Raw genomic sequence first — 16,789 nt, 5'->3', positions numbered from 1 at the left:
TTGATCACTGATCGTTAAAACGGCAGCGGCGGCGCGCAGGGCGCGCGCCGCGCGCCTCAGAACGGCTTGCCTTCGCTCGTCTGCCAGGCGGACATGAGCGTGTTCGACGGCAGCGTTTCGTCGAGCAGCTTCTTCGCGCTCGCGATGCCCGCGATCGGCAGCCCGGTCGGATCGATGGCGCCGATCTGCGCGAGCACCGAAGCCTGATCCCAGTAGATGTGCTCGTTATAGAGCTTCGCGCCGCGAAAGCAGATCACGGCCAGCATCGGCACTTCGAAATACTTGCCGGTGGGCGCGAGGCCCGGCAGCAGCCAGTCGATCTCGCGGTCGTGCGTGCAGCAGAAGATGAACTCGTCCACCACGCGGTCCGAGCCGATGGTGCGCGAGATCGGGATCAGGCGCGTATCGGCGGGATTCGAATGCACGAAATGGTGCGTGTAGAAGCGCTTGAGTTCGTCGTGGCCGACGCCGCCCGTCATCGTCGGGATGTGGTTGACGTAGGGCTGCGCGACCATCGTCGGCATCACGTCGTCGGGATTGCGCGTGACGAACTCGTGATAGCAGTGCTCCTCCCAGAGCGCGTTGAAGTCGTAGATCGGGCCGAGCACGCGGCGCAGCATCGCGAGCGTGCGCGAGTACGCCATCATCGCGGCGGGCTTGTCGTATTGCGGACGCGCCGCCGACGCGAACGCGTGATCGCAGCCCGGATACGTGTACAGCTCGACGCCCGGCTTGCCCGCCAGCGCCGTTTCGATGCGCTCGCGCGTGGCGGCGTCGCACCATTTGTCCTCGGCGGGGAAGTGCAGCATGAGCGGGCAGCGGATCGTCCCGGCTTCGTTCAGCACGTTTTCCAGGCCCACGGCGTAGTAGCCGATCGCGCAATCCACATCGGTGCGCGCCGCCGCGAGATACGCGAGCCGCCCGCCCAGGCACCAGCCGAGCGCGCCCGCCTTGCCGCGCTGCGAAGGATGCGCGCGCAGCGCCGCGAGCGTCTGCGCAATGTCGTCGATGGCGAGATCGACGTCGAAGCGGTCGTAGAGATCGAGCGCCTTCGCCATGTCGGCGCCTTCGTAACCCAGATCGACGTCCGGCTCCAGACGCCAGAACAGGTCGGGCACCATCACCACGTAACCTTCTTCGGCGTAACGCTCGGCCAGCGCGCGCATCGACGCGTTCACGCCGAAGATCTCCTGCAGCAGCACGAGACCCGGCCCGCTGCCTTCGGGCGGCAGCGCCGTCCAGGCGCGGAACGTGCCGCCGTCGCGCGAAGTCACCTGGGTCCATTGTCCGTTCATGGGTGCGTCTCCTTGTGTTTGTTCGAGTGTCTGCGTGTTCGTAGCGGGGATGGGCGGCGCGCTCAGCCCGGCGCGAAGCCGCCTTGCGGCGCGAGCGCGGGCAGCGGCGCCTCGCCGCGTATCCATGCGTGGTTCGCGAGTTCGGCCATTTCGCGGTCGCCGCGGCTGTCGCCGTAAGCGTAGAGCGTGGCGGGCGGCTGCGCGCCCCACCAGCCGCGCAGCCGCGCGACCTTCTCCGGGCCCCAGCAGTTCTTGCCCGCGAGCCGTCCAGTGTAGACGCCCTCGCGCCATTCCAGCTCGCTCGCCAGCACGGTGCCGATGCCGACACCCGGCGCCCATTTGCGCAGATAGATCGACGGCGACGCGCTCACAAGCACGACTTCGTGGCCGAGCGCCTGATGTTCGCGGATGCGCGCGAGCATCTCGGGGCGCAGCAGATCGGGCAGACGCGTTTCGACGAAACGCTGCGCGGCGGCTTCGAGCGTCTCGCGCCGCACGTTGCCGAGCGCGGCGCGCAGAAAGCGCGCCTTGGTGCGGCCGCGGTCGGCCCAGCCGGGCGCGATGCCCGCGAGCCACGGCAGGCAGCGCAGCGCGGCGAAGGCGAAGCGCACGGGCCCGGCGGCGTCGAGCATGAAGGCGCGGAAACTATCGGACGTGGTGATGGTGCCGTCGAAATCGAAGGCGGCAACGACGCGGTCGGTCATGAAGCGAAAGAGGGAACGCGGAAATCCGCGAGGTCGAAAGGCCGGACTTGCCGGTCGAAAGCAACGTAAGCCGCGTCATTGTCGATGCAAACGGCGCGGCGCTGCAATGGCGCGGGGGTACTCGTCTTGCGCGATCATCAATGTTGATCTTGTCGATCAATATTGATACCGCGATGCTTCATGGCGGGCATTGTCGAGATCAATGCGCCTGCTGCTCCAGCTTCACCGCGTCGACGATCTCGATTTCGCCGTAGCGCAACTGCACGAGGCCGTCGCGCTCGAACTGGCGCAGGATCTGGTTCACGGTCTGACGCGAGAGCGCGAGCATCAGCGCGAGATCTTCCTGCGGCACGTTCACCACGCGGCGCGCAGACTGCGTGCCGCCGTAATCGGCCGCCAGCACGAGCAGACGTCGCGCCACGCGCGCGGCGGCGGGCAGGAGCGCGCTTTCCTCGATGGCGTCGAAGGCAAAGCGCAACTTCTGCGCGAGCAGCAGGCCGAAGGCGTGCCAGTAAGCGGGCGTGGCGTCGAGCAGCGCGGCGAGCGGCGCAAGCGGCACGTGAAAGAGCGTCGAGTCGCGTTCGGCGTAGGCATCGTGCGTGCGCACGCCCGCATCGAACAGCGCGATCTCGCCGAACCAGTGCGCGGGCCCGACCACCGCGAGCAGCGCCTCGCGTCCGGCCACGCTGGCCGCGCCGACGCGCATCGCGCCGTCGAGCACGCAGTAGAGGCCGTCGGCGGCATCGCCGCGCAGAAACAGGCGCTCGCCCGCGCGCAACGCACGCACGCGGCCCGCCGCGCGCAAGCTTTCGCGCAATGGCGCGGGCGCGGCGGCGAACCAGGCGCTGCGTTCGAGCACCGCGATCACGGCGGGAGACGTGGGAGCGACGGAAGGAGGGCGGGTCGAAGTCATCGGATCGGGTCGGTGCCTGCGCGAAGGCGCACGGGCAAAAGGCGCGGTCGTCGACGAATCACTGAATCGCCGATTCGCCGAATTGTCGGCTAGCCGAAGGTTCGCGGCCGCGCGCCCGACGATCATAATGATTTTGGAGACAGAGGGGCATCCATGAGAAACCTGACCGAGCAGCTGACCCAATACGCCGGCTATCACCGCGATGCCCGCAACATCGCCACGCATTTCGTCGGCATTCCGATGATCGTGCTCGCGCTCGCGGTGCTGCTTTCGCGTCCCGCCTTCGCCGTCGCCGCGTGGCCGCTCGCCGCCGTGCCGCTCTCGCCCGCGTGGCTGCTGTTCGGCGGCGCGACGCTCTATTACTTCGTGCTCGACGTGCCGCTCGGCGCGATGATGGCCGTGTTCTCGGCGCTCTGCCTCGCCTGCGGCGCGTGGCTCGCGCGCGAGTCGACGGCCGTGTGGCTCGCGGCGGGCGTGGGGCTGTTCGTGGTCGGCTGGATCTTTCAGTTCGTCGGGCACGTGGCCTGGGAACATCGCAAGCCCGCTTTCGTCGACGATGTGATCGGCCTGATCGTCGGTCCGCTGTTCGTGCTCGCTGAAGCGCTGTTCGCGTTCGGCTGGCGTCCCGCGTTGCGCGAGGCGATCGAAGCGAAAACCGGCCCGACGCGTATCAATCCGCCGCGCGCGCAGCACGCGCGCTGAGTGCGCTGAATACGTCGAGCCTGCCGGGCGCGAGCGCATCGCAAGCTCGCGCATCGCGATTACGTCACGGCAGCGCGCATCGCCGCCCCGGCGCATCGATCAATCAGCGCCTCAGCGCGACACGCGCACGAGGCGCGCGCCATGCAGCGCCGTCAGCGCCACGGCCAGCCAGATCGGCACATAAGTCGCGAGCTGGCGCACGCCTAGATGCTCGCCGAGCATCGTCACCGACAGGATCACGAGCAACACCGGCTCCACGTAGCCGAGCACGCCGAACAGCGCCATCGGCAGCAGCCGGCTCGACTTCAGATAGGTCGCGAGCGCAATCGTGCTGATCACGCCCAAGCCCGGCAGCAGCACCCAAGCGAGCAGCGCATGCTGGCCGACGATCGCGAGCGAGCCGCCCGCATGCACTTCGATGAAGGCGACGGGCAGCAGCAGCACCATCTCCACGGCGAACATCGCCAGCGAATCCGCGTGGATCTTGCGGCGCAGCATGAAATACGGCGGATAGCCGAGCGCCGTGATCAGCGTCGGCCACGAAAACGCGTGCGTGGCCCAAAGCTCGTGCGCCACGCCCACCGCCGCGCAGGCCACCGCGATCCATTGCAGCGGCTCCAGGCGCTCGTGGTAGTAGTAGCGCCCGACCAGCACCATCACCAGCGGCAGCATGAAGTAGCCGAGCGACACTTCGAGCATGCGTCCGTGCAGCGGCGCCCACAGGAACACCCAAAGCTGCACGCCGAGCAGGGCCGCGCCTACCACCAGCATCAGCGCGATGCGCGGCTCGCGGATCGCGCGCATCACCAGTTCCCGCAGGTGCGGCAGGCGCTTGCGCAGCACCACCAGCGCGAGCGCGCCCGGCACGGTCCAGATCACGCGCCACGCGAAGATGTCGAGGCCGCCGAGCGGCGCGAGCAGCAAGGTATACGCCGACATCAGCGCGAACAGCGCCGAAGCGGTCACGGAAAGCGTGATGCCGCGTCCGGGTTCGTACGTTATCGACATGACGCGGCGCACAAGGAAGCGGGACGGGCGCGAGGCGCGGAGAACACGGCGGCGCGTCCGTCCAACGCGGCGGACGCTGAAAAAAGCGTTGTCATTTGAATGTTGTATTGATTTAGCGGCAGCCGGACGCGGCGTTCGCGCGAGCCGGACTGCCGGCATTCTAGTCTCCCGCAAGCCGCGCCGATACGGCGGGCACGGCCGATGCGGCGTCTGCCGAGGCAGCGAAACCGCCAATTTAGTTCGTGAATTGCACGCGATGATGGACTAGAACGTAAGTCTCGCTACGGAACCGACCTTCGGCCGCCGCGCGTCACGGCACCCTTCGCCGCGCACCGGCCGCCAGCCGCCCAACGCAAACGGAGCCCGCATGACACTTCCTGCGTCCCGCCCCACGCCGCAGCAAAGCCCGCCTTCCACCTTCGCCGCCGACGTCCGCGCGGGTCTCACGCACGCCCCGCAGAAGGAATTGCCGTCGATGTATCTGTATGACGAAGTCGGCTCGGCGCTGTTCGAAGTCATCACGGTCTTGCCCGAATACGGCGTCACGCGCGCCGAGGAACGCCTGCTCACGCGCTACGCCAACGAGATCGTCGAAGCGCTGCCCGCCGACGTCACCGTCGCCGAACTCGGCAGCGGCAGCGGCCGCAAGACGCGCCGCATTCTCGAAGCGCTGTGCCGCAAGCGTCCGACCGCGTATTGCCCGATCGAGATCTCGCGCACCGCGCTGCAACTGTGCCGCCGCGAACTGGCCGACATCGAGCGCATTTCGATCGTCGGCTACGAGCGCGACTATCTGGCCGGTCTCGCCGAAGTGAGCCGCCAGCGCAAGGACGGCGAGCGCCTGTTCGTGCTGTTTCTCGGCAGCACCATCGGCAACTTCGCGCGCCTCGCGGCGACGCGTTTTCTGCGCGACATCCGCGCGATGCTGCGCCCCGGCGACACGCTGCTGCTCGGCACCGACCTCGTCAAACCCGTCGATACGCTGATCGCCGCCTACGACGATTCGATCGGCGCCACGGCCGCGTTCAACCTGAACCTGCTCTCGCGCATCAACCGCGAGCTTGACGGCGACTTCGACCTGCACGACTTCGAGCACGTCGCGCGCTTCAATCCCGACGTGCGCAGCGTGGAGATGCATCTGCGCGCGAAGCGCCACGTCGAGGCGCACGTGGGCGCGGCGCGTCTGAACATCGAAATGGAAGCGGGCGAGACCATCTGGACCGAAAGCAGCCACAAGTATCACGCCGACGAAATCCCCGCGATCGCCGCCGATGCGGGCTTCGAGTGCGCGCATCAGTGGATCGAGAAAGAGTGGGGCTTCGCGGAGAGCCTGCTCGCGGTGCGCTGAGGTGCGCAGAGGTGTGCTGACGCGCGCGAGCTTTTATCCCGGGCGTGATCCCTGGCCGAAACGAAAACGGGGCGCTTTCGCAAGCGCCCCGTTTTTTCGTCGATGGGTTTTCAGTGCTGCTCGAAGCGCTCGTAACGCTTCTCGGTGCGGCGCTCCTCGCTCTCCACCGAACTCACGCGCGCGGCGGGCGGCCCGTGACGCAGCCACGACAGCATGCGGTCCACCTGATTCGCCGAGCCCTGAATCACGGCCTCGACCGAGCCGTCCTCAAGATTGGCGACGTAGCCGCGAATGCGCAGCGCGTGCGCCTGACGCACCGTCGCGTGACGAAAGCCCACGCCCTGCACCGTTCCGCGCACGCGCACGTAATACGTTTCCAGGCGCGCATCCAGATCCGGTTCGCTCATCGTTCGATCTCCTTAAGCCATGCATGCACGATACGGTCGGCATTGTAGACGCGATTGCCGCGACCCTGCGCGCGCACGCGCCGCCGTCGCGCCACGTACAATCCGTGCCACTGCGGCGGCCGGCGTGAACGGCGCGCCGCTCATCGAACCCGAAAGCGAAATCCAGAATGACCGACACTTCCCGCGCTAACAAGGACCTCGTGCTGATCACCGGCGCGTCCGGCTTCGTCGGCTCGGCCGTCGCCCGCATCGCGCTGGAAAAAGGCTTTGCCGTGCGCCTGCTGGTGCGCGCGACGAGCCCGCGCAAGAACCTCGAATCGCTCGACGTCGAGATCGTCACCGGCGACATGCGCGACGAAGCCTCGATGCGCCGTGCGCTCGACGGCGTGCGCTACCTGTTCCACGTGGCCGCCGACTACCGCCTGTGGGCGCCCGATCCGCTCGAAATCGAGCGCGCCAATCTCGAAGGCGCCGAAGCCACCATGCGCGCCGCGCTCGCCGCGGGCGTGGAGCGCATCGTCTACACGAGCAGCGTGGCCACGCTCAAGGTCACAAGCTCGGGCAACTCCGCCGACGAAACCTCGCCGCTCAAGGCCGATCAGGCGATCGGCGTGTACAAGCGCAGCAAGGTGATCGCCGAGCGCGCGGTCGAGCGCATGATCGAGCAGGACGGCCTGCCCGCCGTGATCGTCAATCCGTCGACGCCGATCGGTCCGCGCGACGTGAAGCCCACGCCCACGGGCCGCATCATCGTCGAGGCGGCGACGGGCAAGATGCCCGCGTTCGTCGACACGGGCCTGAACCTCGTGCACGTCGACGACGTGGCGAACGGCCACTTTCTCGCGCTGGAGCGCGGACGCATCGGCGAGCGCTATATCCTCGGCGGCGAAAACCTGCCGCTCCAGCAGATGCTCGCCGACATCGCCGGGATGGTGGGCCGCAAGCCGCCGACGATCGCGCTGCCGCGCTGGCCGCTCTATCCGCTCGCGATGGGCGCGGAAGCCGTGGCGCGCATCACGAAGCGCGAGCCGTTCGTGACCGTCGACGCGCTGAAGATGTCGAAAAACAAGATGTATTTCACGTCGGCGAAGGCGGAGCGCGAGCTGGGCTATCAGGCGCGGCCGTATCGCGAAGGTCTCAAGGACGCGCTCGCGTGGTTCCGTGAAGCGGGTTATCTGAACGCGAAGTAAGGCGCGCTCAGGTCGCGCGAAGCTCGGCACGCGCCGCCGGAAACGCCCGATTTGCGGCCTTCCGGCGGCTTCTCGCGCACTTTGTTACAACTTTTGTTGCGACATGCTTACAACGGCGGACGGGCAATGCGCGTGCGCTATGGGTAAAATCGCGGGTCTTACCAGAGAAGCCTCGCATGAATCTTCAAGACCAGATCGGCGCGCTCGAAGTGGGTGTCGATCAGCTCATCCAGGCCGTCCGCACCGCGCCCGCGCTGCATATCGTCGATACGCCGGCTGCCGCAGCGCCCGCCACGGCGCTCGCACCCGACGACGCACCCGCGTTCGAAGCCCCGCCGAAGCTCGAAGTCCCGCCTTCGCCTTTCGAAGACGCCGAGTCCGTCGCTGCGCCGGCGCAGCCGTGCGCGCCTGCGCAAGCCGTCGCCGCGCCGCAGGCCGAACTGCAATCCGCGGCTGACGAAGCCGCTGAAGTCGTCGAAACCGTCGAATCCGCAGCCGACCAGCCCGCGAACGCCGAAGCAGCCGCGAACGCCGCAGGCCCGCTGCTCGAAGTCGGCCGCCCGTCGCAGAACGAGATCACGATGACGATCGGCGGTCAGACCGTGTCGCTGCATCCGATGCAGGTCGGCCAGCTGATCGAGGAACTCGCGAACGCGCGCGCCTCGATGCAGCCCGAGCCGCCGCCCGGCATTCCGCCCGGCTGGCGCTTCGCTTCGACGAAGAATCCGACGATGGCCGTGCAGAAGCAGTCGAACGGCGACCGTCTGCTCGTGCTGCGCCACAACGGTCACGGCTGGGTGCCGTTCACGTTCTCGCCCGACATGGTCGTGCAGATGTACATGATGCTGACGCAGCGCTAAACCGCGCCGCCTCGACCTACCGCATCGACGTAAAAAAAGCCGCCGCGTGAAAACGCGGCGGCTTTTTTACTGTTCTGCTGAACGGCTGAAGCGGCGAATCTCAGCGCCCTTGCACCGGCGCCTGCACGCGCGCCTTCCACTGGCCGCCCTTGCCGCGCCAGAAGCGCCACGCCGAAGCGAACGTCGCGCCCACGTAGAACAGCGCGACGAGCGGCAGGAACGGCGCCCACAGCGGCGAGCGGCGGTAGTACGCGAGCATCGGCGCATAGGCGCAGCACATCAGCGCCCAGGCGAGCCACGCGGGCCAGCCCTGCGCGCCCAGCGCGAGCGCGACCACGGGCGGCGCGAGATAGATCACCGCCATGCCCAGCAGCGTGCCCGCGAGCTGCCACGCCGAGTAATGCAGCTGCGTGAACGCGGTGCGCGCGATCATGTTCCAGATGTCCTTCCACGAATCGTAGGGGCGCAGCGACACGCTTTTCGCCGCCACGTCCAGACGGATCGGATGCTGGCCCTGGCCGCGATGCTTGATGCGCGCGGCGAGGCTGCAATCGTCGATGAGTTCGGCGCGGATCGACTCGATACCGCCCGCTTCCTCCAGCGCCGTGCGGCGCACCAGCATGCAGCCGCCCGCCGCCGCCGCCGTCTTGTTGCGCGGATTGTTGACCCACGCGAACGGATAGAGCTTGGCGAAGAAGAACACGAAGGCCGGAATCAGCGCCTTTTCCCAGAACGAGTCGCAGCGCAGACGCACCATCAGCGAAACCAGGTCGCGCTTCTCGGCCTGCGCGCGCACCACGAGCTGCGCGAGCGCGTCGGGCGGATGGCCGATGTCGGCGTCGGTGAGCAGCAGATAGTCGGCGTCCAGACCGAGCGTGCGCACGGCCTCGATGCCCTGCGACTGCGCCCAGACCTTGCCCGACCAGCCCGCCGGCAGCGGCTTCGCGCTGATGACGGTGAGCTTTTCCGGGCAGTGCAGCGCGAGCGCGGCGGCGCGCGCGGCTTCGGCGGTGCCGTCGGTGCTGTGGTCGTCGATGACGATCACGTGGAAGTCGCCGCCGTAGTTCTGCTGGAGCAGCGAGGCGACGGCTTCGCCGATCGCGTCGGCTTCGTTGCGCGCGGGCACCACGGCGCACGCCGACGGCCAGCCCGCCGCGGGCTCGACGAGCGGCAGCGGCGCGGCCGGACGCGAGCGCCAGAAGCCGCCGCGCCCGAACAGCAGTACGAGCCAGATCACCAGCGACAGGCAGGACACGGCAAAGAGAATCGTTGTCATCATGCGTTATTACTCTCGATCGAAGGCGCGCGCACGCCTACGCGGCGCGACAGCCACATGGCCGCCGTGCGCATCAGCACCACGGCCCAGTCGGATGCGCGCAGCGCGGGCCGCACGCGGAAGATGTCGTAATCGGCGCGCTCGATGAGTTCGAGCACGCGCAGGCCGCCGTGCACCACGCTGCACAGCTCCAGGCCGAAGCGCCCCGGCGCGCGCAGCGCGAGCGGCGCGCCGCTCAGCATCAGCGCGCGCGCTTCGTTGACCTCGTGGCGCATCAGCGCGCGCCACGCGTCGTCCACCACGCCCGCGGCGATCTGCGCCTCGCTCACGTTGAAACGCGCACGTTCGGCCTGCGGCAAGTAGACGCGGCCGCGCTGCCAGTCGGCGGACACGTCCTGCAGGAAGGTGATGAGCTGCAGCGCCGTGCAGATGGAATCGGAATCGGCGAGATTCGCGGGCGAGGCCTCGTCGATCAGATGCAGCATCAGATGGCCGACCGGATTCGCGGAGCGATGGCAGAAGTCGAGCAGCGCCAGCCGGTCGGCGTAACGCGTGGTGTCGATGTCCTGATCGAACGCCGACACCAGATCGTAGAACGGCTGCAACGGCAGGCGGCAGCGGCGCACGACGTCGGCGAGCCGCGCGAACAGCATCGGATGGACGGGCGCCGTGCGGCCCTCAGCAACGGCGTCGAGGCCGTCGCGAAAGTCCGCGAGCCGCGCATGACGCTCCTCGGGGAGCCAGTCGCCTTCGTCCGCGATGTCGTCGAGCGCGCGCGCGACATGGTAGATCACGCCGACAGGCGCACGCAGCGCCTTCGGCAGCAACAGCTTCGCTACCGGAAATTCGTCGTAGTGGTCGGGTTCCATGGCGTCCATTGGGGTCGGTCCCGCCCGGCCTCTGGCGCACGGACGGCGGGGAGCGATAGTTTAAGGGTTCCCGCGTCATGTTGCACCGCGCCACCGCCGGCCGTCGGACAAAGCGCGCGCGTGCCGGCGAATCCGCGCCGCATCCGCCCCCGAACGGCTTTCAATCACCTGACGAAAACCCGCCGCGCCCCCGCCAGCACGGCCTTGTCACCGTATCGCCGCGCACCTGACATTTGCCTGACACCGCGCTGTCACGGCCCGTAAGCCGCGCCCGAATAGAGGCCAAAACGGGGCCCTATTCGATTATCGTCGCGTGCGCGCCGCACCTTCTCGTTCGCCAACCAGCAAACACGGGGCGATGGGGTTAAAATGCGCGTCTGGTTTTTCCGCCATCCCCTGGCGGATCAAGCATTTACTAGCTTCTTATTAATAATGATGGTCGCGGCGAGCGGGGCTGACACGCCCCTTTCGGTAACCGCGGCAGTCGGAGTTCGCCACCTTATGCGAGTCATCCTTGCCCAACCCCGCGGCTTTTGTGCGGGGGTTGTCCGTGCGATCGAGATTGTCGATCGCGCATTGCAGAAGCACGGCGCGCCCGTCTACGTGCGCCATGAAATCGTCCACAACCGGCACGTGGTCGAAAACCTGCGTAACAAGGGCGCGCGTTTCGTGGAAGAGCTCGACGAAGTGCCCGAGGGCGCAGTCGCCATTTTCAGCGCCCACGGCGTTGCCAAAACGGTCGAACGCGCAGCCGAAGTCCGTGACCTCGACGTGCTGGACGCAACCTGTCCGCTCGTCACCAAGGTTCACGTTCAGGGCCGCCAGTACGTGGCCGCCGGCCGCACGCTGATCCTGATCGGCCACGCCGGTCACCCGGAAGTGGAAGGCACGATCGGCCAGATTCCGGGCACCGTGCTGCTGGTGCAGAGCGAGGCCGATGTGGCCAAGCTCGAGCTGCCGCTCGACGCGCCGCTCGCGTACGTGACGCAAACCACGCTGTCGGTGGACGACACGCGCGGCATCATCGACGCGCTGCTCAAGCGGTTCTCCGACATCGTCGGTCCCGACACGCGCGACATCTGCTACGCCACGCAGAATCGCCAGGCGGCTGTGCGCGATCTGTCCTCGCAGGTCGACGTGCTGCTCGTCGTGGGCGCGACCAACAGCTCGAACTCGAATCGTCTGCGCGAAATCGGCAGCGAGTCGGGTCTGCCGAGCTACCTCGTGGCGGACGGCTCGGAAGTGAAGGCCGAGTGGTTCGAAGGCGCACACACGGTCGGCATCACGGCCGGTGCGTCGGCGCCCGAAGAAATGGTGGAAAACGTGATTGACGCGCTGCGCGCGTTGGGGCCTGTCGAGGTGTCGACGATGGCGGGCCGTGAAGAAAAAGTCGAATTCAAGCTGCCGTCGAAGCTGTTGCAACCGCTCGTCGCGCGCGAAGTTTAAGGAGGACGTCTTGTCTATTCCGCTGCTACAAAAAGTCCGCGTTGGCGCGTACATCTTCCGCCAACATTTCGGCGGCAATAAGCGCTATCCGCTCGCGCTCATGCTCGAGCCGCTGTTCCGCTGCAACCTGGCCTGTAACGGCTGCGGCAAGATCGACTATCCGGATCCCATCCTGAACCAGCGTCTGTCGCTGGACGAGTGCCTCGGCGCCGTGGACGAATGCGGTGCGCCGGTCGTGTCGATCGCAGGCGGCGAGCCGCTGCTGCACAAGGAAATGCCCCAGATCGTCAAGGGCATCATGGCGCGCAAGAAGTTCGTGTACCTGTGCACGAACGCGCTGCTCATGGAAAAGAAGATGGACGACTACGAGCCGAGCCCGTACTTCGTCTGGTCGGTTCACCTCGACGGCGACCGCGAAGCGCACGACCATTCGGTCTCGCAGGAAGGCGTCTACGACAAGGCCGTCGCGGCCATCAAGGAAGCCAAGCGCCGCGGCTTCCGCGTGAACATCAACTGCACGCTGTTCAACGACGCGCAGCCGGAACGCGTGGCGAAGTTCTTCGACACGGCTCACTCGATCGGCGTGGACGGCATCACGGTGTCGCCGGGCTACGCGTATGAGCGCGCGCCGGACCAGCAGCACTTCCTGAACCGCGACAAGACGAAGAACCTGTTCCGCGAAATCTTCAAGCGCGGCAACAACGGCAAGAAGTGGTCGTTCAGCCAGTCGAGCCTGTTCCTCGACTTCCTGGCCGGCAACCAGACCTACGAATGCACGCCGTGGGGCAACCCGGCGCGCACGGTGTTCGGCTGGCAAAAGCCGTGCTATCTGGTCGGCGAAGGTTATGTGAAGACCTTCAAGGAACTGATGGAAACGACCGAGTGGGACAAGTACGGCACGGGCAAGTACGAGAAGTGCGCGGACTGCATGGTCCACTGCGGCTTCGAGGCGACCGCCGTGATGGACACGGTCGCGCATCCGCTGAAGGCGCTGAAGGTCGCGTTGACCGGCCCGAAGACCGAAGGTGCATTCGTCAAGGACATCCCGCTGGATACCCAGCGTCCGGCGGAATACGTGTTCTCGCGTCACGTCGAGATCAAGCTCGAAGAGATCCAGAACTCGGCCAAGACCAAGAAGCCGGTGACGGTCGCGGCGGGCTAAGCGCTGCGTTCAGAGCGACTTCAGCGTGGTCGCGCCGCAAGGCGCGATGGCTGAATCAAAAAAGCGCAACGGTGCAGACCGTTGCGCTTTTTTCTTTTGGGCGTCACAACAAGATCACGACTGAATCATCTTCCAGCCGTTGCCCGCCGGATCGCGGAATCCGGCGTCGATGCTGCCGTAGCGCTCGGTCGGCTCCTGCGTGAATTCCACGCCGCGCGCCGACCATTCGGCGTAGCGCGCGCGGCAGTCGGCCACCGCGAGCACGAGCGGCGGCATCGCGCCCTTGGCCACCATCGCGCGCAGCGTCTGCGCGGTGGCCTCGTCGTGCACGGGCGGGCCGGGCGTGAAGAGTCCGAGCTGGAACGACGGCTGCTCGGGATGCTGGACCGTCAGCCAGCGATACGCGCCGTTGCGCACGTCCGTATGGACGCGAAAGCCGAGTTTGTCGACGTAGAACGCGAGCGCCGCGTCCTGATCGTCGACGTAGATGCCCACGACGTTGACGCCTTGCTGACTCGCCTGCTCGTTGCCCTGATTCATGATGTCTCCCCGGCCTTCGGCCGCGCGTTGGATGATGGCCGCACTGTAGCCTTCGCCGCGCGGCGGCGCTTCTCCAAAACTGCCATCGTCAGATCGGGGCGCTGCGCCGCCTTCAGCACGCAGGCGGGCACGCTGCCCAGTTCGGCCATGTTCGCGCGCGCCGCCTCGCGCATCACGCCCGGGCTGTTGCCGGTGATGTCGCGAAAGATCCGCCCGAAAGTGCCGAGGCTTTCCCAGCCCGTGGCGAAGGCGATATCGGTGATGGCGAGGTCGGTGTCGCGCAGGAGCGTGGTGGCCTGCTCGATGCGCCGCGTGAGCAGATAGCGATGCGGCGGCAGACCGAAGGCGCGTTTGAACGAGCGCGCGAAATGCGCTTCGGAGACGCCGCTCACGGCGGCCAGCCGCTTGACGGGCCAGGCTTCGTGCGAGGCGGCGTCCATGCGGTCCTTCGCGCGCAACAGGCGGCGCAGCAGCGCGGGATCTTCGAGCGCGTCCGTGGACCCGGAAGGCGGCGAGGCATCGAATTCTTCGCGGGCGGACATGATCGGCGGCGACCCTCGTGACACGGCGTGCGGCCGTAATCCGCGTAGTGTAGGCGCTTTGCGCCGCCCATGAAAAAAGCGCGACGGCTCTCGCCATCGCGCTTTTTTTACCGGCATGAGCCGCGGCTCATTTCACCTTCCAGCCCGCGCCTCAGCAGCATTTCCCCGCGCCCGAACCGTAACGCGCATTCTGGCGCTCGCGGAAAAACTCCTCGTAGGTCATCACCGGACGATCGGGATGCGTCGCGCGCATGTGCGCGACGTAGCCGTCGTAGTCCGGCAGACCGACCATCAGACGCATCGCCTGGCCCAGATAGCGGCCCGCCGTCTGCACGTTGTCGCGAAGTTCCGAGAACATGATGCGCTCCGTTCAGTGCGTAAAGTGAGTGCGTGAAATGTCGATCAATGCACGCGATGCGCCACGGCCGCGCCGTTCGCCGGCATCGCCTCGTACGGCGTTTCCTGCACCGTCGGACGATCGATGCGGCGCGCGCGCGCAATCGCGATCAGGCCGTACACCACGATGCTCACGACCACGAAGATGAACAGGCCCGAGAGCGCGGCATCGACATAGTCGTTGAAGATCATGCGCTGCATCTGTTCGACCGACTTCGCGGGCGCGAGCACCTTGCCCGCGTCGAGCGCCGCCGAAAGCTTCTGCGCGTGCGCGACGAAGCTCACCTTCGGGTTGCTGTCGAAGATCTTCTGCAGGCCCGCCGTGAGCGTGCAGATGAGCAGCCACAGCGTCGGCAGCGCCGTCACCCACGCGAACTTCTCACGCTTCATCTTGAACAGCACGACGGTCGCGAGCATCAGTGCGATACCGGCGAGCATCTGGTTCGAGATGCCGAACAGCGGCCACAGCGTGTTGATGCCGCCGAGCGGATCGACCACGCCCTGATACAGGAAGTAGCCCCACGCGGCCACGCACAGCGCCGTCGCGATCAGGTTCGCGGGCAGCGACTCCGTGCGCTTGAGCGACGGGTGGAAAGTGCCGAGCAGATCTTGCAGCATGAAGCGGCCCGCGCGCGTGCCCGCATCGACGGCCGTCAGGATGAACAGCGCTTCGAACAGGATCGCGAAGTGATACCAGAACGCCATCATCGCTTCGCCGCCCACGACCTGGTGCAGGATCTGCGCCATGCCGACCGCCAGCGTCGGTGCGCCGCCGGCGCGCGCGACGATGGTCGTTTCACCCACGGCCTGCGCCGTGTGCGTGAGCATGTCCGGCGTGAGCACGAAGCCCCACTGGCCGACCGTCTGCGCGACCGCGTCCGGCGTCGTGCCGAGCACGGCGAGCGGCGCGTTCATCGCGAAGTAGACGCCCGGCTCGATCACCGAAGCGGCCACCAGCGCCATGATCGCGACGAACGATTCCATCAGCATCGCGCCGTAACCGATGAAGCGCGCGTTGGTTTCGTTATCGATCAGTTTGGGCGTGGTGCCCGACGAGATCAGCGCGTGGAAGCCCGAGACCGAACCGCACGCAATCGTGATGAAGAGGAACGGGAACAGGTTGCCCGACCACACCGGACCGGTGCCGTCGATGAACTTCGTGAACGCGGGCATTTTGAGTTCCGGCGCGACGATCAGAATGCCGATCGCGAGCGCGAGAATCGTGCCGATCTTCAGGAAGGTCGAGAGGTAGTCGCGCGGCGCGAGCAGCAGCCACACCGGCAGCACCGAAGCGACGAAGCCGTAGCCGATCAGGATCCACGTGAGCTGCGTGCCCGTGAACGTGAACCAGGCGGCGAGCGTCGGCGAATCGTGCACGTGCTGGCCGAACGCGATCGACGCCATCAGCAGAACGAAGCCGATGATCGAGATCTCGCCGATCTTGCCCGGACGGATGTAGCGCACATACAGGCCCATGAAGATCGCGATGGGAATCGTCGCGGCCACGGTGAACGTGCCCCACGGCGAGTTCGTCAGCGCCTTCACCACGATCAGCGCGAGCACCGCGAGAATGATGATCATGATGAGGAAGGTGCCGAACAGCGCGATCACGCCCGGAACCGGACCCAGCTCCATCTTCACGAGGTCGCCGAGCGAGCGGCCGTCGCGGCGCGTGGAGAGGAACAGCACCACGAAGTCCTGCACCGCGCCCGCGAACACCACGCCCGCGAGAATCCAGAGCATGCCGGGCATGTAGCCCATCTGCGCGGCCAGCACGGGGCCGACCAGCGGGCCTGCGCCCGCGATCGCCGCGAAGTGATGGCCGAACAGCACGTACTTGTTGGTGGGCACGTAATCGAGCCCGTCGTTGTGGCGCACGGCCGGCGTCATGCGCAGGCCGTCGAGTTGCAGCACCTGGGTGGCGATGAAGCGGCTGTAGAAGCGGTACGCGATCAGATACACGCACACGGCGCAGATCACGACCCACAACGCACTGATTCGCTCGCCGTGCGCGAGCGCGATGGTGCCGAACGCGAACGCGCCGAGTAGCGCGACGATCGTCCAGACGACAAAACTGGATGCCCGACTCATGCGGTGTCTCCTGTCTTATTTATAGATTCGTTGGGTGGTC

The 16,789-nt window shown here is 66.8% G+C and carries 17 protein-coding genes; 6 read left to right on the top strand and 11 right to left on the bottom strand.

The window, feature by feature from the left end; translation table 11 throughout:
• Positions 1-56: 56 nt before the first annotated feature.
• From U4Y88_RS20470 to U4Y88_RS20460, 3 genes are all read right to left on the bottom strand, one after another.
• Positions 57-1,295: a dienelactone hydrolase family protein gene (locus U4Y88_RS20470; protein ID WP_321785966.1), complete on the bottom strand. Its 1,239-nt coding sequence runs from the start codon at positions 1,293-1,295 to the stop codon at positions 57-59.
• A gap of 62 nt (positions 1,296-1,357) precedes the next feature.
• Entirely contained in the window at positions 1,358-1,999 is a 642-nt protein-coding gene (locus U4Y88_RS20465; protein WP_321785964.1) for an HAD family hydrolase, read from the bottom strand.
• Between the two features lie 199 nt (positions 2,000-2,198).
• Entirely contained in the window at positions 2,199-2,912 is a 714-nt protein-coding gene (locus tag U4Y88_RS20460) for a Crp/Fnr family transcriptional regulator (RefSeq protein ID WP_310630592.1), read from the bottom strand.
• A 153-nt stretch (positions 2,913-3,065) separates the two neighbouring features.
• Here U4Y88_RS20460 and U4Y88_RS20455 point away from each other — a divergent pair, with 153 nt between their 5' ends.
• Entirely contained in the window at positions 3,066-3,614 is a 549-nt protein-coding gene (locus U4Y88_RS20455; protein ID WP_321785962.1) for a DUF962 domain-containing protein, read from the top strand.
• A 111-nt stretch (positions 3,615-3,725) separates the two neighbouring features.
• Here the strand turns inward: U4Y88_RS20455 and rarD are convergent, their stop codons facing one another.
• Positions 3,726-4,622, bottom strand: coding sequence for an EamA family transporter RarD (gene rarD / locus U4Y88_RS20450; RefSeq protein WP_321785960.1), 897 nt, complete (start codon positions 4,620-4,622; stop codon positions 3,726-3,728).
• Between the two features lie 367 nt (positions 4,623-4,989).
• On the opposite strand from rarD, the gene egtD reads away from it, so the two are divergent.
• Positions 4,990-5,970 (top strand): L-histidine N(alpha)-methyltransferase, encoded by a 981-nt coding sequence (gene egtD, locus U4Y88_RS20445; protein ID WP_224013200.1) that lies wholly within the window; start codon positions 4,990-4,992, stop codon positions 5,968-5,970.
• A gap of 110 nt (positions 5,971-6,080) precedes the next feature.
• Here the strand turns inward: egtD and U4Y88_RS20440 are convergent, their stop codons facing one another.
• The gene (locus U4Y88_RS20440; RefSeq protein WP_205993738.1) at positions 6,081-6,377 is read right to left on the bottom strand and encodes an acylphosphatase; all 297 of its coding nucleotides are present in this window, start codon (positions 6,375-6,377) and stop codon (positions 6,081-6,083) included.
• A 167-nt stretch (positions 6,378-6,544) separates the two neighbouring features.
• On the opposite strand from U4Y88_RS20440, the gene hpnA reads away from it, so the two are divergent.
• Together hpnA and U4Y88_RS20430 are read left to right on the top strand one after the other, a co-directional pair.
• Positions 6,545-7,567, top strand: a complete 1,023-nt coding sequence (hpnA, locus tag U4Y88_RS20435) for a hopanoid-associated sugar epimerase (protein WP_065061633.1) — start codon at positions 6,545-6,547, stop codon at positions 7,565-7,567.
• 176 nt (positions 7,568-7,743) lie between these two features.
• A complete protein-coding gene (locus U4Y88_RS20430; protein WP_321785958.1) occupies positions 7,744-8,427 on the top strand; it encodes a hypothetical protein in 684 nt (227 codons plus the stop codon).
• A 100-nt stretch (positions 8,428-8,527) separates the two neighbouring features.
• Here the strand turns inward: U4Y88_RS20430 and U4Y88_RS20425 are convergent, their stop codons facing one another.
• Both U4Y88_RS20425 and hpnC read right to left on the bottom strand, forming a co-directional pair.
• Entirely contained in the window at positions 8,528-9,706 is a 1,179-nt protein-coding gene (locus U4Y88_RS20425; RefSeq protein ID WP_224013202.1) for a glycosyltransferase, read from the bottom strand.
• The gene (hpnC, locus tag U4Y88_RS20420) at positions 9,703-10,572 is read right to left on the bottom strand and encodes a squalene synthase HpnC (RefSeq protein ID WP_224013259.1); all 870 of its coding nucleotides are present in this window, start codon (positions 10,570-10,572) and stop codon (positions 9,703-9,705) included. Before hpnC ends, U4Y88_RS20425 begins: the two co-directional genes overlap by 4 nt.
• 501 nt (positions 10,573-11,073) lie before the next feature.
• On the opposite strand from hpnC, the gene ispH reads away from it, so the two are divergent.
• A complete protein-coding gene (ispH, locus tag U4Y88_RS20415; protein WP_205993742.1) occupies positions 11,074-12,018 on the top strand; it encodes a 4-hydroxy-3-methylbut-2-enyl diphosphate reductase in 945 nt (314 codons plus the stop codon).
• Positions 12,019-12,028: 10 nt separating this feature from the next.
• Positions 12,029-13,180: an adenosyl-hopene transferase HpnH gene (gene hpnH / locus U4Y88_RS20410; protein ID WP_321785957.1), complete on the top strand. Its 1,152-nt coding sequence runs from the start codon at positions 12,029-12,031 to the stop codon at positions 13,178-13,180.
• Between the two features lie 114 nt (positions 13,181-13,294).
• Here hpnH and U4Y88_RS20405 read toward each other — a convergent pair whose 3' ends face one another.
• The 4 genes from U4Y88_RS20405 to U4Y88_RS20390 all read right to left on the bottom strand — a co-directional run bounded on the left by U4Y88_RS20405 (position 13,295) and on the right by U4Y88_RS20390 (position 16,749).
• Positions 13,295-13,720 carry a VOC family protein gene (locus tag U4Y88_RS20405; RefSeq protein ID WP_321785955.1) on the bottom strand — a complete coding sequence of 142 codons (426 nt, stop codon included), beginning with the start codon at positions 13,718-13,720 and terminating at the stop codon, positions 13,295-13,297.
• Complete coding sequence (locus tag U4Y88_RS20400) at positions 13,717-14,262, bottom strand: AraC family transcriptional regulator (RefSeq protein WP_321785953.1); 546 nt, start codon at positions 14,260-14,262, stop codon at positions 13,717-13,719. The genes U4Y88_RS20405 and U4Y88_RS20400 overlap by 4 nt, the downstream gene beginning before the upstream one ends.
• Positions 14,263-14,413: 151 nt before the next feature.
• The gene (locus U4Y88_RS20395) at positions 14,414-14,620 is read right to left on the bottom strand and encodes a YbdD/YjiX family protein (protein WP_027820406.1); all 207 of its coding nucleotides are present in this window, start codon (positions 14,618-14,620) and stop codon (positions 14,414-14,416) included.
• A gap of 44 nt (positions 14,621-14,664) precedes the next feature.
• Positions 14,665-16,749 carry a carbon starvation CstA family protein gene (locus U4Y88_RS20390; protein ID WP_224013205.1) on the bottom strand — a complete coding sequence of 695 codons (2,085 nt, stop codon included), beginning with the start codon at positions 16,747-16,749 and terminating at the stop codon, positions 14,665-14,667.
• Positions 16,750-16,789: the final 40 nt, after the last annotated feature.

Source organism: Paraburkholderia sp. J94 (genome assembly GCF_905220285.1).
In the GTDB taxonomy this organism is placed as follows: domain Bacteria; phylum Pseudomonadota; class Gammaproteobacteria; order Burkholderiales; family Burkholderiaceae; genus Paraburkholderia; species Paraburkholderia tropica_A.
Note: the sequence above shows the minus strand (reverse complement) of the source record. Positions and strands in the feature narration are given on the sequence as shown.